At 73.3% G+C, this 22,036-nt stretch carries 21 protein-coding genes and 2 pseudogenes; 12 read left to right on the top strand and 11 right to left on the bottom strand.

Annotated features, from left to right (window positions below):
* Positions 1–28 precede the first annotated feature (28 nt).
* Together H297_RS0118645 and H297_RS0118650 are read right to left on the bottom strand one after the other, a co-directional pair.
* A pseudogene (locus H297_RS0118645) lies at positions 29–307 on the bottom strand (helix-turn-helix domain-containing protein); the annotation flags it as partial.
* A gap of 236 nt (positions 308–543) precedes the next feature.
* Positions 544–753, bottom strand: coding sequence for a hypothetical protein (locus H297_RS0118650; RefSeq protein WP_486589567.1), 210 nt, complete (start codon positions 751–753; stop codon positions 544–546).
* A gap of 316 nt (positions 754–1,069) precedes the next feature.
* On the opposite strand from H297_RS0118650, the gene H297_RS0118655 reads away from it, so the two are divergent.
* Together H297_RS0118655 and H297_RS0118660 are read left to right on the top strand one after the other, a co-directional pair.
* Positions 1,070–1,618 carry a DUF2243 domain-containing protein gene (locus H297_RS0118655; RefSeq protein WP_027738305.1) on the top strand — a complete coding sequence of 183 codons (549 nt, stop codon included), beginning with the start codon at positions 1,070–1,072 and terminating at the stop codon, positions 1,616–1,618.
* A complete protein-coding gene (locus H297_RS0118660) occupies positions 1,615–2,418 on the top strand; it encodes a cytochrome c oxidase assembly protein (protein ID WP_027738306.1) in 804 nt (267 codons plus the stop codon). The genes H297_RS0118655 and H297_RS0118660 overlap by 4 nt, the downstream gene beginning before the upstream one ends.
* Here the strand turns inward: H297_RS0118660 and H297_RS37095 are convergent.
* The gene (locus H297_RS37095; RefSeq protein ID WP_037794631.1) at positions 2,406–2,600 is read right to left on the bottom strand and encodes a DUF5133 domain-containing protein; all 195 of its coding nucleotides are present in this window, start codon (positions 2,598–2,600) and stop codon (positions 2,406–2,408) included. The genes H297_RS0118660 and H297_RS37095 overlap by 13 nt on opposite strands.
* Positions 2,601–2,927: 327 nt before the next feature.
* Between H297_RS37095 and H297_RS0118670 the strand changes: the two genes are divergently transcribed.
* Both H297_RS0118670 and H297_RS0118675 read left to right on the top strand, forming a co-directional pair.
* A complete protein-coding gene (locus H297_RS0118670; protein WP_027738307.1) occupies positions 2,928–3,689 on the top strand; it encodes a VOC family protein in 762 nt (253 codons plus the stop codon).
* Between the two features lie 151 nt (positions 3,690–3,840).
* The gene (locus H297_RS0118675; RefSeq protein ID WP_027738308.1) at positions 3,841–4,878 is read left to right on the top strand and encodes an SDR family oxidoreductase; all 1,038 of its coding nucleotides are present in this window, start codon (positions 3,841–3,843) and stop codon (positions 4,876–4,878) included.
* Between the two features lie 120 nt (positions 4,879–4,998).
* On the opposite strand, the gene H297_RS0118680 is transcribed toward H297_RS0118675, so the two are convergent.
* Positions 4,999–5,208: a DUF2180 family protein gene (locus H297_RS0118680; protein ID WP_027738309.1), complete on the bottom strand. Its 210-nt coding sequence runs from the start codon at positions 5,206–5,208 to the stop codon at positions 4,999–5,001.
* 182 nt (positions 5,209–5,390) lie between these two features.
* Between H297_RS0118680 and H297_RS0118685 the strand changes: the two genes are divergently transcribed.
* Complete coding sequence (locus H297_RS0118685; RefSeq protein WP_027738310.1) at positions 5,391–6,749, top strand: amidohydrolase family protein; 1,359 nt, start codon at positions 5,391–5,393, stop codon at positions 6,747–6,749.
* Between the two features lie 178 nt (positions 6,750–6,927).
* Here H297_RS0118685 and H297_RS0118690 read toward each other — a convergent pair whose 3' ends face one another.
* The 3 genes and pseudogenes from H297_RS0118690 to H297_RS0118700 all read right to left on the bottom strand — a co-directional run bounded on the left by H297_RS0118690 (position 6,928) and on the right by H297_RS0118700 (position 10,127).
* Positions 6,928–7,905: an NAD(P)-dependent oxidoreductase gene (locus H297_RS0118690; RefSeq protein WP_037794633.1), complete on the bottom strand. Its 978-nt coding sequence runs from the start codon at positions 7,903–7,905 to the stop codon at positions 6,928–6,930.
* A 402-nt stretch (positions 7,906–8,307) separates the two neighbouring features.
* A pseudogene (locus H297_RS37100) lies at positions 8,308–8,726 on the bottom strand (TetR/AcrR family transcriptional regulator C-terminal domain-containing protein); the annotation flags it as partial.
* 459 nt (positions 8,727–9,185) lie between these two features.
* A complete protein-coding gene (locus tag H297_RS0118700; RefSeq protein WP_027738312.1) occupies positions 9,186–10,127 on the bottom strand; it encodes a hypothetical protein in 942 nt (313 codons plus the stop codon).
* 65 nt (positions 10,128–10,192) lie between these two features.
* On the opposite strand from H297_RS0118700, the gene H297_RS0118705 reads away from it, so the two are divergent.
* Positions 10,193–10,867 carry an AIM24 family protein gene (locus tag H297_RS0118705; protein ID WP_027738313.1) on the top strand — a complete coding sequence of 225 codons (675 nt, stop codon included), beginning with the start codon at positions 10,193–10,195 and terminating at the stop codon, positions 10,865–10,867.
* 78 nt (positions 10,868–10,945) lie between these two features.
* On the opposite strand, the gene H297_RS0118710 is transcribed toward H297_RS0118705, so the two are convergent.
* Together H297_RS0118710 and H297_RS0118715 are read right to left on the bottom strand one after the other, a co-directional pair.
* Complete coding sequence (locus H297_RS0118710) at positions 10,946–12,127, bottom strand: FAD-dependent oxidoreductase (RefSeq protein ID WP_027738314.1); 1,182 nt, start codon at positions 12,125–12,127, stop codon at positions 10,946–10,948.
* Positions 12,124–12,504 carry a bifunctional 3-phenylpropionate/cinnamic acid dioxygenase ferredoxin subunit gene (locus H297_RS0118715; protein WP_027738315.1) on the bottom strand — a complete coding sequence of 127 codons (381 nt, stop codon included), beginning with the start codon at positions 12,502–12,504 and terminating at the stop codon, positions 12,124–12,126. Before H297_RS0118715 ends, H297_RS0118710 begins: the two co-directional genes overlap by 4 nt.
* A 268-nt stretch (positions 12,505–12,772) precedes the next feature.
* Between H297_RS0118715 and H297_RS0118720 the strand changes: the two genes are divergently transcribed.
* The 5 genes from H297_RS0118720 to H297_RS0118740 all read left to right on the top strand — a co-directional run bounded on the left by H297_RS0118720 (position 12,773) and on the right by H297_RS0118740 (position 19,740).
* The gene (locus H297_RS0118720; protein ID WP_027738316.1) at positions 12,773–13,576 is read left to right on the top strand and encodes an IclR family transcriptional regulator; all 804 of its coding nucleotides are present in this window, start codon (positions 12,773–12,775) and stop codon (positions 13,574–13,576) included.
* Positions 13,577–13,814: 238 nt separating this feature from the next.
* Positions 13,815–14,900 carry an S-(hydroxymethyl)mycothiol dehydrogenase gene (locus tag H297_RS0118725; RefSeq protein ID WP_027738317.1) on the top strand — a complete coding sequence of 362 codons (1,086 nt, stop codon included), beginning with the start codon at positions 13,815–13,817 and terminating at the stop codon, positions 14,898–14,900.
* Entirely contained in the window at positions 14,897–17,386 is a 2,490-nt protein-coding gene (locus tag H297_RS0118730) for an FAD-dependent oxidoreductase (protein ID WP_027738318.1), read from the top strand. The genes H297_RS0118725 and H297_RS0118730 overlap by 4 nt, the downstream gene beginning before the upstream one ends.
* 60 nt (positions 17,387–17,446) lie before the next feature.
* The gene (gene solA / locus H297_RS0118735; RefSeq protein ID WP_027738319.1) at positions 17,447–18,622 is read left to right on the top strand and encodes an N-methyl-L-tryptophan oxidase; all 1,176 of its coding nucleotides are present in this window, start codon (positions 17,447–17,449) and stop codon (positions 18,620–18,622) included.
* A complete protein-coding gene (locus H297_RS0118740) occupies positions 18,619–19,740 on the top strand; it encodes an aromatic ring-hydroxylating dioxygenase subunit alpha (protein WP_027738320.1) in 1,122 nt (373 codons plus the stop codon). The genes solA and H297_RS0118740 overlap by 4 nt, the downstream gene beginning before the upstream one ends.
* 87 nt (positions 19,741–19,827) lie before the next feature.
* On the opposite strand, the gene H297_RS44370 is transcribed toward H297_RS0118740, so the two are convergent.
* The gene (locus tag H297_RS44370) at positions 19,828–19,953 is read right to left on the bottom strand and encodes a hypothetical protein (protein ID WP_486589568.1); all 126 of its coding nucleotides are present in this window, start codon (positions 19,951–19,953) and stop codon (positions 19,828–19,830) included.
* 89 nt (positions 19,954–20,042) lie between these two features.
* Between H297_RS44370 and H297_RS0118750 the strand changes: the two genes are divergently transcribed.
* Positions 20,043–20,744: an HAD-IA family hydrolase gene (locus H297_RS0118750; protein ID WP_078514278.1), complete on the top strand. Its 702-nt coding sequence runs from the start codon at positions 20,043–20,045 to the stop codon at positions 20,742–20,744.
* Between the two features lie 64 nt (positions 20,745–20,808).
* Here H297_RS0118750 and H297_RS42785 read toward each other — a convergent pair whose 3' ends face one another.
* A complete protein-coding gene (locus H297_RS42785; protein ID WP_064744844.1) occupies positions 20,809–22,005 on the bottom strand; it encodes a FadR/GntR family transcriptional regulator in 1,197 nt (398 codons plus the stop codon).
* Between the last annotated feature and the right edge of the window lie 31 nt (positions 22,006–22,036).

Consider the following 22,036-nt stretch of genomic DNA (forward strand, 5'->3'; position numbering starts at 1 on the left):
GTGCGGGAACCCCGCCCCGCACGGGCCGTCACACGGCCCCCGGGGCCGGGAGGTCCACACGCCCGAAACGGCGGCGGTACGCGGCCGGGCTCAGCCCCGTCCCGCGGCGGAGGCAGGCCCGCAGGGCGGCGGCGGTACCGAGGCCGCTGTCGCGGGCGACGCTCTCCAGTTGTTCCTCGCCGCGCTCGACCACCCGGCAGGCGAGCGCGACGCGTTCGCCGGTCACCCATGCCGGTGGCGTGGTACCGAGCTGGAAGCGAAAGCGGCGGTGCAGCGTGGCCGGGGAGACCGCGGACCGGGCGGCGAGCACAAGCCCGGCTCGGCTGCGGGTGCGGGGCTCCTGCTGTTCGAACCGACGGGCCCTTCTCCATCGGCGTCCGGCACGACGAGGTACCCGGGCGCGTGGACGCCACCACCGGGCACGTGCGGGGGCCGGACCCGGCCACCCACTGAGCGCGGACGGACGAGAGGGCCGGAGCGGTGTCCGCCCCGGCCCTCTCTTGGCGCAGGCCCGCCCGTTCCCGGGCTGCTCGTGGGTGTCGGCTACGCGTTCCCCGGACGTTCGCTCTTGGGTCCCCTGCCGCGCTCGGTACGCGGCCCGGACGGCCGCCACCGCGGATCGCGCTCCATTTCCCGCTCGGCTTGCTCGTTGGCCTTCTGCGCGTCGGTGTGACCGCTCTTCTCCAGGTCCTTCCGGCGCCGTGCGCGGTGCTTGTCGTAGCTCTTGCTGCCGGGTTCCGGCACTGCGCTCACCTCATTCGCATGGGACAGCACGCGTCACGAGCACGGAGCCACGGCCCGTGCTCCCGTGGCCGCTCGTGCCCCGTGGTTCCCGTCGGAAGCGCGGGAAAACGCTGGGCCGGTCCGGTGGAAACCCGCCGCCGCGGGTGACTGGTGTCGCCGAGGACGGGAAACCCGTGGCGACCGGCGCCGTGCGGGGCGACGAACGCACCGGACCACTGGTCGCGCCGGACGCGCCGCGTCGTCCAGGTCGCCTCCCGTGGTCGCGTCGTCCGGACACGGAGCGTCGTGACGTGCTCCACGAGGAACGGGAACGGAGACGCAGGCCATGGCGACGACGGGCGGGATCCGGACCGGGGCGGAACCCGGCAGGGAGCCCGGGAGCCTGCGGCTTCCGGGGATCGTGCTGGGGGTGGGGCTCGGCGGGTTCGTCGACGGCATCCTGCTGCACCAGCTCCTCCAGTGGCACCACATGCTGACCAGCACCAACGACGACCGCATCGGCGTGAAGTACTACTCGCCCCACACGGTCTCCGGGCTGGAGATGAACACCGTGTGGGACGGCATTTTCCACACCGTGTGCTGGCTCGCGGTACTGACCGGGCTGGCCGTCCTCTACTCACGGGTCACCCATGGGCGGCGCCGCGTGTGGACCTCGCGGGTGCTGTGGGGGTGGATCATCGCAGGCTGGGGTGTCTTCAACCTGGTGGAGGGGCTCCTGGACCACCAGATCCTGGGCATCCACCACGTGCACGGCGGCCCCTACCAGGTGTGGTGGGACATCGGCTTCCTGGTGCTCGGCGCGCTGCTGCTGGCCGGCGGCCACCTGATCCAGCGGGGCGGGCGCTCACTGGAGACGGACGGGCGGATCGCATGACGGGCATGTCCCCGCCGCCCACCTCGGCCGCCGCCCTCGCCCCCGCGCTGGCCGTCGCCCTCGTCCCCGCCCTCGGCTACCTGGTGCTCCTCCACCGGTTGCGGCGGCACGGCGCCCGGCGCGGCTGGAGCGGGTGGCGGACCGCGGGTTTCCTGTCCGGGTGCGGCCTGCTGGCCGTCGCCCTGCTGCCGCCCGTGGCCCCGTGGGCGCACGGTGACTTCCGCGGCCACATGGCGCAGCACCTGCTGATCGGCATGTACGCGCCGCCCGCGCTGGTGCTGGGTGCCCCCGTCACGCTGCTGCTGCGTACGCTGCCGGCCGCCCGCGCCCGGGTGCTCACGGCGCTGCTGCGCGCGCACCCCGTACGGGCCCTCTCGCATCCGGTGACGGCTCTCGTACTGAACACCGGCTCCCTCGCGGTGCTCTACTGCACCCCGGTGTACGGCCAGGTCATGGGCGGCCCCCCGGCGGCGCACTGGTTGCTGCGCGCCCACTTCCTGGCGTCCGGCTGCCTGTTCGCCTGGGTGGTCGCCGGACCCGATCCGGCACCCGCCCGTCCCGGGGTGCCCGCCCGCCTGGTGCTGCTGGGCGTGGCCATCGCGGGGCACGCGCTGCTCTCGCAGCTCATGTACGGGGGGTTCCTCATCGACATCCCCGCACCCGTGGTCCAGGTGCGGGGTGGGGCGGAGCTCATGTACTACGGAGGGGACATCGCCGAACTCCTGCTGGCGGCCGCCGTGGTGGCGACCTGGCGCCCGCGCGTGCGGCGAGTGCGGCGTCCCCGCGTTCAGGCCGCCTGAGTGGTGGCCGCCGCCGCGATGTGCGCGCGGGCCGCGCGGACCGCGTCGTCGATGTCGCGGGTCGCGGTGGCCACACACAGCGTGTACGAGACGTCGTCCAGCTCCTGGGAGCGGTGGGGCCCCTCACGCAGTTCCTCGTAGCGGGTGAGCAGTTCGGCAAGGGTGTCGGGGTGGGCCATCATGGCGGGTTCCTCCGGAGGCGCACGGGGCGCGCGACGAGCAGTGGGCAGCAGTGGATCCCGTGGTCGCGCGACGGTGGCCGCGGATCCCGGGAGGCCCGTCGAGTACCCGACAGCAGAAGCGGCAAAACTCACAAAAACGTACATTCCCCTCCTTGTTTTCTCTTCCCGCGCGAGGGGCACCACGGCGAGCGGGGACAACGGCAGGACCCCACAGGGCGCGAAGCCTGCATTTCCGCGTGTCCGCGAAGGCACGAAGCCGCAGCCCGGACACGGGACAAGAGAGAGCGAGACACGAGAGAGGAAGCCCCAGAGGCTTGAGGTGCCGTGATGGATTCCGTACCCGGAGTGCCGTGCTGGGTCAGCCTCACCGTCCGCGACAGACGGCCCGCGGAGGACTTCTACAGCGCCGTACTGGGGTGGTCCTTCGTGGACAGCCCCCTCGGCCCCGGATTCCGTACCGCGACCAAACAGGGCGCACCGGTGGCGGGCTTCAACGAAGCCGCCGTCTCCTGGCAGCTGCCCGTGCGCTGGACCGTCTTCTTCTCCGCCGACGACGCCGACAAGGCCTGTGAGCGGATCTCCGAACGGGGTGCCACGGTCGCCGTGGGCCCGCTGCGCGTGGGCGAGGGCCGGGCCGTGATGGCCGCGGACCCCCACGGGGCGGCGTTCGGCCTGTGGCAGGGCGAGTTGCCGCGCGGCTGGGCCCTGGGCGCCGGGCACGCCCCCGCCTGGCTGGAGCTGCACACCAGTGACGCCTTCGCGGCAGCGCTCTTCTACGGGGAGGTGCTCGACTGGACGAAGAACCCCAGCCACGGGGTCAGTTACGAGGAGCAGCACGACGAGGTGCACATCCTGGTGGACGGTGAGACCGTCGCCGGGCTGCGGGGCGGCGGCATCGAGGCGGCGCCCGACCCCCAGTTGCGCACCCGCTGGGAGGTGTACTTCCGCGCCACCGACATCGACGCGGCGCTGGCGGCCGCGGAACGGACCGGCGGCACGGTGGTCTCCCCCGTCCAGCGCGCTCCCCATGGCCGCTACGCGACGGTACGCGATCCGGACGGCGGGCTGTTCTCCTTGCTCGGCCCGTGAACCGGCCCGCACGGCGACGTGGCCGGTGTCCCTTTCCTGGGTACCCGGCACGTCGCACGCACGACGGGTGGAACGGCCCGACCGAGGCGTCACAGGCAGCCCGGGCGCGCGACCTCGGCAGCGGGGCGCACACGGACAGCGGAGGTGGCCGATGAGCCGACAGCAGTCACGACCTGCGGGAGAGGACGGCCAGGTCGTCGTGGTCACCGGCGCCAGCGGCGGGGTGGGCCGGGCGACGGCGCGGGCCTTCGCCGCGCGCGGGGCGCGTGTCGCCCTGATCGCACGCGGCGAGGAGGGCCTGGCGCGCGCCGCGGACGACGTACGGGACGCGGGCGGTACCGCCCTCCCGCTGGACGTGGACGTCAGCGACCACACCGCCGTGGAAGCGGCCGCCGACCGGATCGAGCAGGAACTCGGCCCGGTCGCGGTATGGGTGAACGTGGCCTTCTCCACCGTCTTCGCGCCGGTCGGCGAGGTGCGCGCCGAGGAGTTCCGGCGGGCCACCGAGGTCACCTACCTCGGCTACGTGCACGGGACGCTGGCGGCTCTGCGCCGGATGGAGCCGCGCGACACCGGAGCCATCGTCCAGGTGGGCTCCGCGCTGGCCTACCGGGGCATCCCGTTGCAGGCCGCTTACTGCGCCGCCAAACACGCCATCCAGGGGTTCCACGAGTCGCTGCGCTGCGAGCTGCTGCACGACAGGAGCGGCGTGCACGTGACGATGGTGCAGCTCCCCGGGCTCAACACCCCGCAGTTCAGCTGGGTGAAGTCGCGGCTGCCGCGCAGTCCGCGTCCGGTCGCACCGGTGTACCAGCCGGAGGTGGCCGCGCGTGCCATCCTGCACGCGGCCGATCATCCGCAGCGCCGCGAGTACTGGGTCGGCGGCTCCACCGTGGGGACCCTGCTCGGCGACAAGTTCGCCCCCGGTCTGCTGGACCGCTACCTGGCCTGGACCGGGTTCAAGGGGCAGCAGTCCGACCACGAGCGCGCCCCCTCGCAGCCCGACAACCTGTGGAAGCCGGCAGACGCTTCCCAGGACTACGGGGCCCACGGCGAGTTCGACAGCGAGGCCACCGGCCGCAGCTACCAGCTGTGGGTCTCCCACCACCACGGGCTGCTGGCCGCGCTCGGCACGGCGGCAGCCGCCTTGGGGACGGCCGCCGCCGTGGGGCGAGCGGTACGGCGCTGAACCGTGAACCGGCCACCGCCGGGAGGCTGCTCGACTGCCCGGCCCTCAGCCGCCGGGCCGCTGCCGCTCACCGGCGGTGGCCGCTGCCGGGGGCTCCGCCGCAGCGGGCGCCCCGTGGCGTCAGCGGTTCTGCTTGAGCGATTCGTGGCACACCAGGCAGATCATCCGCCGCGCGTCGTGCGGCGACCAGACGCGCCCGGTCGCGCTGGAGCGGCGGACCGGTTCGGGATCGCTGTACAGGTGACGCGGGCAGACGCCCGCGCCGCAGTCGACACAGACAGCGACGGCCGTGCTCTCGGTGCCTTCCGTGCAGCAGTCGTAGCAGTGCATGACGCCCTTCCCTCTCGCTCGGCGCCGCAAGGCCGGACGGTCCGCGGGTTCCCCCCGGCGCAGCCCGGCACGCATCGGCCCCCGTACGACGCCCTCCCGCACGACACGCCCCGTGCCGGTTCGGCCCCGCGGGACCGGATCGGCACGCCGGCCACCGCACAGAGACGACGAGGAGCAAGTCCGTGAACCAGAGCGACACACTCGTCCGCGACGCCGAACTGGTCGTCACCATGGACGGGGAGGAGATCCCCGGCGGCTGGGTCGCCCTCAGCGGCGGCACGGTGACCGGTACCGGCCGGGCGGGTGAGGAACCGGCCGCCGCCCGCACCCTGTCCGCGCAAGGCGGGCTGGTCACCCCGGGTCTGATCAACACCCACCACCACATCTTCCAGAACCTCACCCGCGCCTACGCGCCCGCCGCCCGCTACGAGCTCTTCGACTGGCTGGGCGCCCTGTACCCGCTGTGGGCGGGCGTCGACGAGGAGTCCGTCGAGGTCTCCACCTGGGTGGGACTCGCGGAGCTCGCCCTCGGCGGCTGCACCACCACCGCGGACATGCTCTACGCGCATCCGCGCCCCCGCCTCATCGACGCGCAGATCCGCGCCGCGCGGGAGGTGGGGCTGCGCTTCCACGTCACCCGCGGCGCCCTGGACCTGTCCGAACGGGACGGCGGCCCCGCCCCGGAGCAGATCACCGAGAGCGTCGAGGACATCCTGGCCGACAGCGAACGGCTCGTGCACACCTACCACGACCCGGCGCCCGGCTCCATGCTCCGCGTCGCACTGGCCCCCTCGACGCAGGCGGCCGTCACCGAGCGGCTGATGGTGGAGACCGCGCGGCTCGCCGAGCGGCTGGACGTACGGCTGCACACGCACCTGGCCGAGTCGCTGGGCGAGGAGGAGTACTGCACCGCGACGTTCGGGCGCCGCCCTGTCGAGCAGTTCGAGCACGTGGGCTGGGGCGGCGACCGGTCGTGGGTCGCCCACTTCATCTTCACCGAGCCCGCCGAGCGGGAGAAGCTCGGCCGGTGGGGCACCGGCGTCGCCCACTGCCCCGGTTCGACGATGATGCTGGGGGCGGGGGCGGCGAGCCTGCCCGCCCTGCGGGAGGCGGGCGTCACCGTCGGCCTGGGCTGCGACGGTTCGGCCTCCACCGACCACGCCTCGCTGTGGCTGGAGGCCCGCACCGCGCTGACGGCCGCACGGGAGCGCGGCGGCGCCGCAGCGGCCACCGCCCGCGACATCCTGCGGGCCGCCACCGTCGACGCGGCCGCCTGCCTGGGCCGCGAGGACGGACTGGGCAGGCTGCGGCCCGGTGCCCCCGCGGACGTGGTCGTCTGGGACCTCGACGAGTTCGCCTTCGCCGGCGCCCACACCGACCTGGTCGAAGCCTGGCTCCGCTGCGGCCCCGTCCGCCCCCGCCACACCGTGGTCCAGGGCCGCCCCGTCGTCGAGGACGGCGCCCTCACCCTCCCCGGCACCCGGGAGAAACTCGCCACCCACGCCCACCACGCCCGCCGTATCCAACAGTTGGCGGGCTGAGGGACGTCGCAGGGGGGCCGTGCAGGTGAGGGCCTCGTCCAGGCCGGTGCGCAGGGCGGCGCCGGTGCCCGGAGCGTAGGCAGGACCGCGGTACGCCGGGCACCGACGAGCGGAGGGGACCCCATGACTTTCGTGGGTACCGCCGGCGTCGCGGCCGTGCCGCGCCGGGTCCTGCCCGTCAGTACCCGGCCGCCACCCGCACCGTCAGCGCGGGCAGTTCACCGGCGCGCAGCGCCTGCCAGGCGGCGCGGAAGTCGGCGGTGACGTCCTCGTGGGTGGTCGGTCCCGCGGAGTGGCAGGTGAGGGTGGTGCGGGGCAGGTCCCAGGCCGGGGAGTCGGGCTGTGCGGGCTCCTGCGGCAGCACGTCGAGGACGGCGTGCCCCACGCTCCCGGCGTCGAGGGCCCGGGCCAGCGCGTCGGTCAGCACGGTCTCGCCGCGGCCGACGTTGAAGAAGGTCGCCCCGTTCAGCGCCCCGAGGATGCCGGTGCCGACGAGCCCCCGGGTGCCGGGCGTGAGGGGCAGCGCGTCGACCACCCAGCGGGCCCGTGCCAGCGCCTCCGCCAGCCCAGGTGCCGGGCCGCCGGCCGGTTCCTGCGGGGCGCCCAGCGCGAGGACCTCGTCGAAGCCCGGCGTCGCTCGGGGGCTCCGCGCCACCCCGACGGTGCGGATGCCGCAGCGTTGCAGTGCGGCACCGACGGCGGAGCCGATACGCCCGGTGCCGAGCACCACGGCGAGGGTGCCGTCTGCCAGTTCGGTGGGCAGCCGGTTCCAGGTGCGGGTCCGGTGCTGGTGGAGGAAGCCGGAAACGTCCTGCAGTTCGGCCAGCGCCCAGGCCAGCACGTACTGGCCGATCCGCTCCCCCATCCGCCCGACCGTGCGGGTCAGCAGGACCTCGCGCGGCCACGGGGTGCGCGCCTTCAGCAGGGCGTCGACGCCCGCGTTGGTGCTGTGCACCCACAACAGCCGCTCCCCCGCCGCCTGTTCGGGGAAGCGCGGCCCCACGTGGACCCGGGGCCCGTGCCCGGAGCCGAGCGGGCGCCCGGTGATCTGCGCGATGCCCTCGCGTACCTGTTCGGGGAGGCCGGGGGCGACGGTGACGACCGCGCCGTCCAGTTCCTGTCCGATCCGCAGGGGGTCGGCGCCCGCCGTCGTCATCGCTCCACCTCTTCGTGTCCGTCGTCTCCGCTCCCACGCTAGCCGCACTCCGTCTCCCGGCTCACCGAGGCGCGGGCCATCCGGCAGGTGGCGGCGGGAGAGTGCACCTCCCGGGAACCCGACTCTCCTGCCCCCCGCGGCCAGGCTGCAATGCCGGAACGACCGCGTGTACCCGCAGGGACTCGCCGGTCACGGGCCCGCGACGCCAGGCCCGCCCGTGTTCCGCTCCCCGTGGCGCAGCCCTTGGCACCGGGTCCGGCTCGCCGTTCTCGTCTGCCGTTGACGGATGACGGCGGTCCGGCCGACTGCCGCAGCCGGGGGCTCGCGTGAGCGGTCGGCCCGGCTCGACGGGGAGGGGCGACGGGGGGGCTGCGATGAGGCGGGGGACGGGGGCCGCCGGGCTCACTGCCGCGCGGCCCGCAGTCCGTCCAGGAGCAGCCGCAGTCCGAACTCGAAGTACTCCGTGAAGTCCGTACCGGCAAGCACCGGCAGGGTGGCGGCGAGGTGCGGGTACGTCCCTGCCCCACCGCCTCGTGCAGGGCCCCCGCCCGAGGGGGCTCCCCGTCCCCTGGCCGGAGGGTCGCCTGTTCCTCCAGGGTGTGGCCGACGGTGAAATTGGCCACCGCATAGAGCGCCCGCGCTGCGTCGGCGTCGTCGAAGCCCGCCTCACGCAGCACCCCGATCAGGCTGTCGGCGAAGCCCAAAGTGTTCGGGCCGGTCGACTGCGTACCGGCGAAGATGCGTGCCCCGTCGCGATGGGCGAGCAGGACGGTGCGCAGTGCGCGGGCCAGGCGGGCCGCGCTCTCGCTCCAGTCGCCGTCATGCCTACGAAGCGCGTCGGTCCCCCGCCGGGTGGGCGAGGACGCCCCGTGGGACCCGGCGGCCACGGGGCCCGGGCAGCACGGATCCCCCGTGACCTCCACGCCGTGGTGACGACCCGTGCTGATCAGTAACTACACGCCAGGACGGTGCCGCTGATACCGGCGCCAGCTGAAGTGCCGCACCGGGTCGCTCGCGAGCACCGGTTCCTGTACGAGATCGTGCACCGAGCAGAATGCGTCGTCCCCACCTGCCCGCCACGTAACTGTCCACCGTCTCGTCCAGCCGTCGCCAGATCCAGGCCGGACCTGCCCGCGTCGACGTGCGTCGGCACGAAGGGTCCTCCAACTGCACTGGTGCGGCCAGATGGACGCGGCGTCAGCGGCGTGGACCTCGACCGTCCCCATTCGACAGCTCAGCCGGTGCCGTGGCAACTCCTGAGCCTCGCCTCATGAATCGGGTCACCATCGTGCGCGCAGCACGCCGTCGCTGTCGGGTAGAGCGGCTTGGAGCAGTGGACTACGTTCGTCGGTGCAGAGGGACACGGCGCGGGCCGCTCGCGCGTCGGCTACCAGAGCAGCGAGCTCCTGGTACCGGGTCTCATCGACGGTCACGTCTTCGATCGTGCCGTCCTTCGTCTCCCAGACGAACTCGATGTGCCCTTCGGACGGCAGTGCGGTCAGGACCGCGCCGACGTCGGGTTGCAGGTCGGGCCAGACAGTCAGCAGGGCGCGCGGGCCGAGACCGGCGCGCACCGTGTTGAGGTTTTCCGTGGTGAGACGGTGCCAGCGTGTGACGTTCACGAGGGGAGTTTCCTCCAGGAGCAGGCCTTGTCGCGCCACCAGCTCGGTGCACACCGACGCCCAGAACCCTTCGTCGGCGGCTTCTGTCACCTCTCGTTCCGCGGCGTAGGGTGAGGACGGCAGCCGTTCCGTGAAGAGGCCGAGTTGCCGCGTACGGGCCACGGCGTCTGTGCAGAGCTGGTCGCTGCCCACGTACACGTACTGGTCCCATCCGACGTGCACGGCGAAAACGTCTTCTGCTTCCAGCCGGCACCAGGCGCCCTGCTCACGGAGCATGACGCGGACCAGCTCCAGGGCCACTGCCAGGGAGACCTCGGCCCCGTCGTGGTAACCGGCGAGGTCAGCCGGGAAGAGCCCGCTGAGACCGTGCCCCTCGACCGCCGGCTGGGCACCGAGGTGGACGTGGCCGGCGACGGAGGGCTCACGAATCTCCAGCCGGTCGATGCCCGCAGCTTGCGCGAACGCGGAGATCGCCTCCAGGTATGCGGCCTCGACCGGCCCGTGGTCGCTGACCGCCTCCTGCGCACCCTGGTAGGTGCCGTGTTCGTCGCGGTCGGCGGGGTCGTACTTCGTGATCCGGTGAACGAAGGCAGGCGGCACGCTGCTCCTGGACGGGGTGTGGTGGCGGGGCTGGTCGTGCGGCGCGTTCCGGGGACAATACAGCCATGCAGAGTGAGCTCTTCGCTTCGAAGAACATGGCGCAGCCGCCCACGGCCCCGGGCATGGAGCTGCAGAACGACAAGTGTGTGAAGTACACCGTCAACGGCGAGTGTTATGCGCGCCAGGGGTCGATGGTGGCTTTCCGGGGGAACCTGCGGTTCGAGAAGAAAGGGCAGGGGGTCGGCAACTTCCTCAAGCGTCAGGTCACCGGGGAGGGCCTGGCGTTGATGACGGTCAGCGGGCAGGGCGAGGCCTGGTTCGCGCACGAGGCGGCCAACTGCTTCGTCGTGGACATAGCGGCGGGCGACTCGCTCACCGTCAACGGCCGCAACGTGCTGTGCTTCGACGCCGGGCTGCACTACGACATCGGGGTGGTCAAGGGCGCGGGGATGGCAGGTGGCGGACTGTTCAACAGCGTCTTCTCCGGCCAGGGCAGGCTCGGGGTGATCTGCGAGGGCTCCCCCATCGTCATTCCCGTCTCGCAGCAGGCGCCGGTGTTCGTGGACACCGACGCCGTGGTGGGCTGGAGCGCCCAGTTGCAGACCTCGCTGCACCGTTCGCAGAGCTTCGGGTCGATGATCCGCGGCGGTTCGGGCGAGGCGGTGCAGCTCCGCCTCGACGGGGACGGATTCGTCATCGTGCGGCCGAGCGAGAAGCCGCCGGAACCGACCAGCAACTGACGCGCGGCGTCCGGTACCTCGGCCGGGCGGGCAGGCCACCGGCCGACTCCGTCCGGCCGAGGTGCCCCGAACTGCCGCTCAGACCGCCGCCAGCCCGCCCGCGCGGGCGAGTTCGCGGCGTGCCTTGGTGAAGGGGCGGGGGCGGTTGGCGGCGAGGACGGCGGTGGGGGTGCCCTCGCGTTCGTAGAGCGCGAGGAAGCTGCGGTCCTCCGGCGCGCCCTCGACCACGCGTACGGTGTCGGCCGCCCCGGGCCGCCCCGCGAGCTGGAGGCGGACGCCGTACTGGTCGGACCAGAAGTACGGCAGCGCGTTGCAGGTCTCCACCGTGGCCCCGGCCAGCAGGTTGCGGGCCGCGACGGACGCGCTCTCCATGGCGCCGCTCCAGTGTTCGCAGCGGTGTCCGGCGCTGCGGGCCACATCGCCGACGGCGACCACGCGGGGCACCGCGGTGACGCCGCCCGCATCGCAGACGACGCCGTCGTCCAGGGCGAGCCCCGAGTCCGCCAGCCAGTCGGTGGCGGGGCGCACGCCGACGCCGACCACCACCACGTCGGCGGGGAGGAGGCGCCCGTCGGCCAGCTCCACCCATCCGACCCGGGCCGGAGGTCGCCCGTCGGCGTCTTCGGGGCGGAGCCCGCGCACCCCGGTCCCGGTCAGCAGGGTGACGCCGTGGTCGGTGTGCAGGTCGGCGCAGAAGGCGGCCATGCGGGCACCGAGTTGCGGCAACAGCGGCTGCCGGGCGGCCTCGACGACGGTGACGTCGTGGCCGAGGGTGGCGCAGGAGGAGGCGACCTCGGCCCCGATGAACCCGGCACCGATGACGACGACCCGCACCCGGCCGTGGCCCAGGTCGGCGCGGAGCGCTGCGGCGTCGTCGAGGGTGCGCAGGGTGTGCACCCCCTCCAGTGGCTCGCCGGGAAGGGTGCGGGGCACCGCTCCGGTGGCCACCACCACGCCGTCGGCGGCCAGGGTGCGGCCGTTCGACAGCGCGACGGTGCCGGACGGTGGGTCGAGCCCTTCGGCGCGGGTGCCCAGCAGCCAGTCGGCGTCGAGTGCGACGGTCTCCTCCGCGTCGGCGAGGGAGAGCCTCTCGGCGGTGAGCGCGCCGGTCAGGAACTCCTTGGAGAGGGGAGGGCGGTCGTAAGGGCGATGGTGTTCCTCCCCTACGATCACCAACCGCCCGTCGTACCCCTCCTCGCGGAGGGCGAGCGCGGCGTGGAGTCCCGCGAGAGAGGCACCGATCACGGCGAGGGTCTTCATGCGGCGCTCCCTTGTGCGGCGGTGGCGGGTTGCGGCTGCCCGAGGGCGACGGGCTGGGGTAGCGCGGCGGCCTGGTCGGACTCGACGTGTACCCACACGGTGCCGTCGAGCACGCTGACCGGGTAGGTGCGGACCGCCTTGCGGGCGGGGAGGCAGGTGGGACGGCCGGTACGCAGGTCGAATGAAGCGGCGTGCAGCGGGCATTCGACCAGACAGCCCTCGAGCCAGCCCTCGGAGAGGGACGCGTCCTGGTGGGTGCAGGTGTCGTCGATGGCGTACAGCTCGCCGTCGGCATGGAAGACGGCGATGGGAGGTTCGAGGTCGAGACGGACGGACTCACCGGCGGGCAGGTCGGCAAGGCGGCAGACGGGGATCATGGTGATTCACCTCGCGAGCACGTTCGAGTAGGCGGGGTTGCGCACCCCGGACGGTGGACGGCCGGGGTCGTGCGGTGAGGCACTTCGCTACTATCCGAGTTCCGTATCGCGCACGATGGAGCGTGATGCGCAACAGAATCCAAGCGGTGGGGCCTCACGTCAAGCACCCGCTCGAAGCCCCCCGCCGAGACGCGACACAGGAGGAGGCGCGGCCGCGCGCCGGCAACCGGGAACCACAACCAGGCCACCAGGCGGTGACGTTGCAGACATGAGCAGAAAGACGGAGGACACAGGGTCGGCCAGGCAGTCCAGCAGAGCGGCTGCCTCGGTCCAGTCGGTCGACCGGGCGGTGAGCGTGCTGGAGATCCTCGCCCGGCACACCGACGCCGGAGTGACCGAGATCGCCGAGGAGTTGGGCGTCCACAAATCGACGGCGTTCCGGCTGCTGGGCGTGCTGGAGGCCAGGGGCCTGGTCTCGCAGGAGCAGGACCGCGGCAAGTACTACCTCGGCCCCGGGGTGCTGAGACTCGCGGGGGCTGCCGCGTCCCGGCTGGACATCTCCCAGGAGGGCGCCCCGGTGTGCCGGGAGCTGGCGGAGGAGGCCGGCGAGACGGCGAACATCGCGGTGCTGGACGACGACGCGGCGGTCAACATCATGCAGGCGCGCGGCTCCTCCTCGGTCACGGCCCAGAACTGGCTGGGCCGGCGCACCCCGTTGCACGCCACCTCCAGCGGCAAGGCGCTCCTGGCGCACCAGCCCAAGCCGGTGCAGGAGAGCGTGCTGGCCCGGAAGCTGCCGCGGTTGACGGAGTCCACGGTGGTCTCCCCCGGCGAGCTGCGGACCGAGCTGAAGTCGGTCGTCAAGAACGGATTCGCGGTCGCGCGGGACGAGTTGGAGATCGGGCTGCACGCGGTTGCGGCGCCGGTGCGGGCGCACGACGGCAAGGTGATCGGCGCGATCAGCGTGTCAGGACCCTCCTACCGGCTGGAGGAGGAGCAGTTGCACGAGGTCGCCAAGCGCACGATGGCCGCGGCCCAGGATCTCTCCCGCCGCATGGGCTACGCATACTGACCGCAACGGCGGCACCGACCGCCACGGACGTCACAATTTCCTGACGGGGCGTCAGCGAATACACCGCCCCGACCTCCCATAACTGCGGGTCCGGCACACGCCGGGCCCGCAGTCGGCGTTTCTGACGGTCCGTCATCAACCGCTGATCCACATCTCTTGACGGCGGGGACCGGCGTTCTCACTATGTCTCCCATAGCGCAACCAGTCGTGCACTACGCAACAACTGCGAGGTCTGGGAATGCCACACGAGGTCCGCGCTGTCATCGCGATGAAGAAGGACGCCCCCGCCGAGGTGCAGACGGTCCTGGTACCGGACCCCGGCCCCGGGGAAGTCCTCGTCTCCGTCCAGGCATGCGGTGTCTGCCACACCGATCTGCACTACCGGGAAGGCGCCGTGGGCGACGACTTCCCCTTCCTGCTCGGCCACGAGGCCGCGGGCGTCGTCGAGGAGACGGGCCCCGGCGTCACCGGCCTGCGCCCCGGCGACTTCGTCGTCCTCGCCTGGCGAGCCCCGTGCGGAAGCTGCCGCGCCTGCCGCAGAGGGCGGCCCTGGTACTGCTTCGACTCACTCAACGCCCGGCAGCCGATGCGGCTGCTGGACGGCACCCCGCTCAGCCCGGCGCTGGGCATCGGCGCCTTCGCCGAGAAGACGCTGGTCGCCGCCGGACAGGCCGTGCGGGTCGATCCGGCGGCGCGCCCCGAGGCCGCCGGACTCGTCGGCTGCGGCGTGATGGCCGGCTGGGGCGCGGCCGTACACACCGGCGGGGTCTCCCACGGCGACACCGTCGCGGTCATCGGCTGCGGCGGCGTCGGCGACGCGGCCGTCGCGGCTGCCTCGCTGGCCGGGGCGCGCCGCGTGATCGCTGTCGACATCGACGACGCCAAGCTGGACGTGGCCACCCAGTTCGGGGCCACCCACAGCGTCAACTCCCGCGGCACCGACCCGGTCGCGGCCGTGCAGGAGCTGACCGGCGGCTTCGGTGCCGACGTCGTCATCGAGGCTGTCGGCCGCCCCGAGACCTACCTCCAGGGCTTCGCCATGCGGGACCTGGCGGGCGTGCTCGTCCTGGCGGGGGTACCCGCGCCGGACGTGCGGCTGGAGCTGCCGTTCCAGGAGGTGTTCTCCCGGGGCGGCGCCCTCAAGTCGTCCTGGTACGGGGACTGCCTGCCCAGCAGGGACTTCCCCGTCCTGATCGACCTGTACCTCAGCGGCAAGCTCGACCTGGGCGCCTTCGTCACCGAGACGATCGCGCTGGACGAGGTCGAGACAGCCTTCGCACGCATGCAGCGCGGCACCGTGCTGCGATCGGTGGTGGTCCTGTGAACGTCCCCGACCCCCGCGCGGCGCCCCCGCGCGACGAGCGCGTCGTCATCATCGGCGCCGGCATCGTCGGCTGCTCGCTCGCCGACGAACTGACCGCCCGCAACTGGCGCGAGGTGACCGTCCTCGAACAGGGGCCGCTCGACTCCCCCGGCGGCTCCACCTCGCACGCACCCGGCCTCGTCTTCCGCACCCACACCTCCAGGACGATGACGCAGTACGCCCGCTACACCGTCGAGAAGTTCAGCGCGCTCAGCGAGGCGGGGCGCCCCTGTTTCCTGCCGGTCGGCGGGCTGGAGGTCGCCACCACCGAGGCGCGCCGGCTCGACCTGCACCGCAAGGCGGGACTCGCCGCCGCGTGGGGTGTGGAGGGCGAACTGGTCGGCCCCGCCCGGTGCGCGGAGCTGTTCCCGATGCTGGACGCGGACACCGTGCTCGGCGGCTTCCACACCCCCGGGGACGGGCTGGCCCGCGCCACCCTGGCCTGCCGGGCACAGATCCGGCGTGCCGAGCAGCGCGGCGCCCGCTTCCTGGACCGGCACACGGTCACCGGCATCGAACGGGAGGGGGGCCGGGTGACCGGTGTGGTCACCGACCGCGGCACCTTCCCCGCCGACCACGTGATCTCCGCGGCCGGCTTCTGGGGCCCGGTGATCGGCGCCATGGCGGGGGTGGACGTGCCGTTGCTGCCGCTGGCCCACCAGTACGCGAAGACGGCGCCGCTGCCCGCGCTGAGCGGAGGGAACGGCCCCCGCCAGGAAGCGGTGCGTCCCCTGCTGCGCCACCAGGACCACGACCTGTACTACCGCGAACACCTCGATGAAGGCGGCGGGCTCGGCCGTATCGGCATCGGCACCTACGCACACCGCCCGCTGCCGGTGGACCCGTACGCGGTGCCGTCCTACGACGAGTCGCCCGTCATGCCCTCCTCCCTCCCCTTCACGCCGGAGGACTTCGCCGCGAGCTGGGCGGAGACCCGCCGCATGCTCCCCGCGCTCGGCGACTGCGCGGTGGAGGAGGGCTTCAACGGGGTCTTCTCCTTCACCCCGGACGGGATGCCGCTGCTGGGCGAGTCCGCCACCCTGCGCGGCTTCTGGCTCGCCGAGGCGGTGTGGGTCACCCACTCCGCGGGCGCGGCGCGCGCCGTGGCCGAGCTGATGACGGACGGCCGCACCAGCGTGGACGTGCACGAGTGCGACCTGCACCGGTTCGAGAAGGCCCAGCGCTCCGCGGCGTACGTGCACGAGCGCGGCGAGGCCAGCTTCGTCGAGGTGTACGACGTCATCCACCCCCTCCAGCCGCCCCAGCGGGCCCGTCCGCTGCGTACCAGCCCCTTCTACCCTCGCCAGCAGGAACTGGGCGCCCACTTCCTGGAGTCGGGCGGCTGGGAGCGGCCGCACTGGTACGAGGCCAACGCGCCGCTGGTCGAGGAGCTGTCCCTTCAGCTGCCCGAGCGCGACGCCTGGTCGGCCCGGCACTGGTCCCCCGTCGCCGCCGCCGAGGCCAGGGTGACGCGCGAGAAGGTCGCCCTGTACGACATGACACCGCTGCGGCGGCTGGAGGTCACCGGGCCCGGTTCGCTGGACTTCCTGCAGCGCATGACCAGCAACAACCTCGCCAAGAGGCCCGGCGCGGTCACCTACACCCTGCTGCTGGACGAGGCCGGCGGCATCCGCAGCGACCTGACCGCCGCACGCCTGGGGCCCGACCGCTGGCAGCTCGGCGCCAACACCCCCGCGGACCTCGACCGGCTCGTGCGGCACGCCCCCGCGGACGTCCAGGTGCGCGACATCACCTCCGGCACCTGCTGCATCGGCGTCTGGGGCCCGCTGGCCCGGCAGTTGGTGCAGCCGCTGACGCCCACCGACTTCTCCCACAAGGCGTTCGGCTACTTCAAAGCGCGCGATACCTTCGTCGGCCACGTCCCGGTCACCGCGCTGCGGGTCAGCTACGTGGGCGAGCTCGGCTGGGAGCTGTACGCCGACGCCGATGTGGGGCTGCGGCTGTGGGACACCCTGTGGGAGGCGGGTCAGCGGCTCGGCGTCGTCGCCGCCGGGCGCAGCGCCTTCAACAGCCTCCGCCTGGAGAAGGGGTACCGCGCCTGGGGCGCCGACATGAGCGCCGAGCACACCCCCGAGGAGGCCGGTGTCTCCTTCGCCGTCCGCCCCGCCAAGGGCGACTTCGTCGGGCGGGACGCACTCGCGGCCCGGGGCGCGGCGGAGCGCCGACTGCTCTGCCTCACCCTGGACGACCCGGCCGCGGTGGTCATGGGCAGCGAACCCGTCCACCTCGACGGAGTCGTCGCCGGGTACGTCACCAGCGCCGGCTACGGCTACAGCGTCGGGCGGTGCGTGGCGTACGCGTGGCTGCCGGCGCACGCCGCCGAGCCGGGTACCCCCGTGCACGTCGAGTACTTCGGCGAGAAGGTGGCGGCAACGGTCGCCGCGGAGCCCCTGTTCGACCCCGAGATGGCCCGTATCCGCCGCTGAGACACGGCCCGCGGGGCCCCGGCCCCTCCCCCGCCGGGGCCCCGCGCAAGGAGGTCCGCAATGTCACATCCCCGCGACGTCATCGTCATCGGCCTCGGCGGCATGGGCAGTGCCGCCGCCCACCACCTGGCCGCCCGCGGCCACCGCGTCCTCGGTCTGGAGCGGTTCGGCCCGGCGCACAACCGCGGCTCCAGCCACGGCGGCTCGCGCATCACCCGCCAGTCCTACTTCGAGGATCCGGCCTACGTACCGCTGCTGCTGCGCTCCTACGAACTGTTCGCCAAGCTGGAGCGCGACACCGGCCGCAGCCTCGCCACCCTGTGCGGCGGCGTCATGGTGGGCCGCCCGGACAGCCGTACGGTGGCAGGCAGCCTGCGCTCGGCACAGCAGTGGGGGCTGCCCCACGAGATGCTGGACGCGGCACAGATACGGCGCCGCTTCCCCACCCTCACCCCCGCCCCGGACGAGGTGGCCCTCTTCGAGGAGCGGGCCGGTTTCGTCCGCCCGGAGGCGACCGTCGCCGCGCAGGTGCAGCTCGCCCAGCAGTCCGGCGCCGAGCTCCGGTTCGAGGAGCCGGTCACCCGGTGGGAGGTGCTGCCGAGCGGCAAGGGCGTACGCGTCCACACCGCGGAGGACGTCTACACCGCCGGGCACCTGGTGGTGTGCCCGGGCGCGTGGGCGCCGCGCCTGCTGGCCGACCTCGGGGTGGGCTTCACCATCGAGCGGCAGATCATGCACTGGTTCCATCCGCGTGGCGGCACCGCGGCGTTCGCACCGGAGCAGCACCCCATCTACATCTGGGAGGACGCCGCGGGGGTCCAGGTCTACGGCTTCCCCGCGATCGAGGGCCCGGACGGCGGCGCGAAGGTCGCGTTCTTCCGCCGGGGCACCGTGTGCGACCCGGAGACCATCGACCGGACCGTGCACCCGGAGGAGATCGAGGCGATGGCTGCGCAGTTGCGGCCCCGCCTCCCCGCGCTGCCCGGCCGCCACCACAGGTCGGTGACGTGCATGTACACCACCACGCCTGACGAGCACTTCGTGCTGGCCCGGCACCCGGAGCACCCGGACTCGGTCACCGTGGCGTGCGGGTTCTCCGGGCACGGCTTCAAGTTCGTCCCCGTCGTCGGCGAGATCGTCGCCGATCTGGCGCTGGAGGGCAGCACCGAGCACCCGATCGTCCTGTTCGACCCGCTGAGGCAGTCCGCCGCGTCCGAGGGAGTGACCACACCATGACGACCGCCGTCGGCAGCCTGCTGGCGACCCTGCCCGGTGACCACTACACCGACCCGGACACCTTCCGGCGTGAGCAGGAACGCATCTTCGAGACCGAGTGGTTCTGCGCCGTCCGCTCGGCCGACCTGGCCGCCCCCGGCGCCTTCCGCACCGTCCAGGTCGGCCGGGAGAACGTGCTGCTCACCCGCAACCGGCACGGCGAGCTGAGGGCCTTCCTCAACGTGTGCCGGCACCGGGGCGCCCGGCTGTGCACCCAGGAGACGGGCCAGGTACGCCGGTCTTTGCAGTGCCCGTACCACGCCTGGACCTACGACCTGGACGGCAGGCTCACTGCCGCGCCCAACCTGACGCGGATGCCGGACGTGGACCGCACCGCATTCGGGCTGCACTCCGTGGCGCTGCACGAGTGGCTGGGGTACGCCTGGGTGTGCCTGGCCGCCGAGCCGCCGTCGTTCCAGGAAACAGTGATGGCCGACGTCGCCGACCGGCTCGGCAGCAACGACGTCATCGGGCACTACGGCGTCGAGTCGCTGGCGCTGGGCAAGCGGCACACCTACGACGTGGCGGCCAACTGGAAGCTGATCGTCGAGAACTTCATGGAGTGCTACCACTGCGCCACCATCCACCCGGAACTGACCGAGGTCCTCCCGGAGTTCGCCGACGGATTCGCCGCACAGTACTTCGTGGGGCACGGCCCCGAGTTCGCCTCCGAGGCCGAAGGGTTCACGGTGGACGGCAGCGCCGGCTTCGCACGGCTGCCGGGCGTACCCGACGCACACGACCGCCGCTACTACGCCGTCACCGTCCGCCCGCAGGTCTTCGTCAACCTGGTGCCCGACCACGTGATCTGGCACCGCATGTTCCCACTCGCCCAGGACCGCACCCTGGTCGAGTGCGACTGGCTCTACGCCCCCCAAGTGGTGGCCGAGGGCACCGATCTGACGCACTCGGTGGAGCTCTTCCACCGCGTCAACCTCCAGGACTTCGCCGCGTGCGAGCGCACCCAGCCCGCCATGTCCTCCCGCGCCTACCGGGACGGCGGGGTACTGGTGCCCAGCGAGCACCACATCGGGGAGTTTCACGACTGGGTGACCGGAAAGCTGACCGGGACCGGCTGAGGCGGCCCGGCACCACCGGCCGCCCGGCGCGGGGCCGGGCGGCCGGTGACCGGGCAGAGCGCGGGCCGACGCCGGCCCGTGGGGACGTCAGCCGTCCTGCTGCTGACGCACCTCCTTCAGGAAGTCGCCGAGGTAGGCGTCGCCGATCTGCACGGGGCCGACCTGGTGGTTTCTCCCGCCGTTTCCCGCCGCTCCGCCCGGTGACAGCCGCACCACCCCGAGACCTCCGACGTCCGACGGTCGGGCTGCCGCTCCCGGAGCCCGCCCCGGAGCGGCCGGTCCGCCGTGATGGAGTGGCCCGCATGAACGCCACTCCCTCTCCCTCCCCCGCCTCCCCCGGTCCGGCGGCGCTCGCGGTGACCCGGCTCGTCGTCTTCGACTGCGACGGGGTGCTGGTGGACACCGAGCGGATCGGCCCGGAGGTGGTGGCCGCGATGGCGACCGAGGCCGGCTGGCCCCTGACACCGCGCGAGGTGCTGGAGCGCTTCTTGGGTACCTCGGAGCCGTACCTGCTCGCGCAGGTCCGCGCCCGCGCGACGGTGCCCGTGGCGGAGGACTGGCTGGTCGAGTACCGCGCCCGGGTCGCCGCCGCCTTCGACGCCGCCCCGCACACCATGCCGGGGGTGCCCGAGGTGCTGGACGCCCTCGACGCCCGGGGCGTGCCCTACTGCGTCGCCTCCAGCGGCAGCCATCCCCGCATCCGCCACTCGCTGACGGCCACCGGGCTGTGGGACCGCTTCGCCGGGCGCGTCTTCAGCGCCGACGACGTACCGGAGGGCAAGCCGGCCCCTGACCTGTTCCTGCACGCCGCCGCGGAGTGCGGAGTGCCCGCCGCCGACTGCCTGGTGGTGGAGGACAGCCCCGCCGGGGTACGCGCCGCCCGGGCCGCCCGCATGCCCGTCCTCGGCTACACCGGCGGCCCCACCCCTGCCGCGTGGCTCAGCCCCGCCCCCACCCTCTCCGACCTCCGCGAACTCGTTGCGGGGCCCACCACCGAGACGTAGCACCGGCTCGGGCCCGACGGCCGCAGCACCTCGACACAAGCGGCGGACGCCCGGGCACCGCCCCCTACGGGTCCTCGGTATCAGCGCGCCCCCCGGCGGCGCCGGTCCGCAGGAAGGTGCCGTGGGCGGCGTAGTGGGCGATCCCTCGCAGGGTCAGCTGCTGGTCCGGGGGGTGCCCCCGTTGGCGGCGGAGGTCGGACACCACGTCCTCGATCTGCCCCTTGAGCAGGCAGCGGTGCCAGCCACGCGCCGCCGCCTCGGCGGGCACGCCGCCGTCGACACCTGCGTCGGCACTGTCGTCGGCGCCGGTACCTACACCCGTACCGGCGCCGTCCGCCGACGCGTCGCCCGCGGTGACCAGGCAGTGCTCGTCCGGTGTCACGGGGCCGGTGCCGAAACAGACCATGTCGCCCGGCGCCAACGAGTCCAGTGCCGCAAGGAGCTCGCCCCAGGTCGCCGTCCACGGTCGGCTCGTCTCCAGGGCCGCCCGCAGCCTGAGCCGGTCGCGGGGCGGGAGGTGCGGGGCGAAGTGGTCGTGGAGGGCTTCCCTGCCCAGGCGGGCGGCGCGCGCCCCGTCCCGGGCGCGCAGGGCGGTGAGGATCTGGCGGTGATGGGCGACCGACCGCCGCATCGCCTCGACGGCCTCGCCGGTGTGCTGGGCACGCGCCAGCTTGCTTTCGATGGCGTCCACCACCGCGTCGTGCACGGCGCGGGCGCACAGGGCCAGCAGCGCGTTGCCGCTGGCCTCGGCCACCACGCGGTGGAACGCGGCATCGGCTTCGCTGAAGCCGTGCGGCCCCGCCGGTACGCCCTCCTCCATCCGGTCCACCAGGCCGGTGAGCCGTTTCAGGTCGTCCTCGGTGTGGAGGCGCGCCGCGAGCCGGTAGCTCTCCGCGTCGAGGAGCATCCGGAACTGGATCAGCTCCCCCAGCCCGGACAGGTGGGAGCGGGCGAGGCGGCCCAGGGCGTGGCTGAGGGTGTCGGGTGAGACGCCCAGGACCTCCGCGCCCTGGGGGTCGCCCGGCCGCGAGCGGACCAGCCCGGAGGACTGGAGGACGCGCAGCGCCTCCCTGACCGTGGAGCGGCCCACGTCGAACTGGCGCATGAGCTCGCGCTCGCCCGGCAGCCGGGAGCCGGGCGGCAGGTCGCCGCCCAGGATGCGTTCCTCGATCTGTTCGGCCACGCGCTGGTAGGCACGCACGGGGCGCACCGGCCGGAAGGCGGCCTGTTCCGGGATGTGCCCCTCGGGTTGCGCCGGCATCTCTCCCCCTCTCGTGTGGTGGCCTGTGTGC

The sequence above is a fragment of the Streptomyces sp. CNT360 genome, from assembly GCF_000424785.1.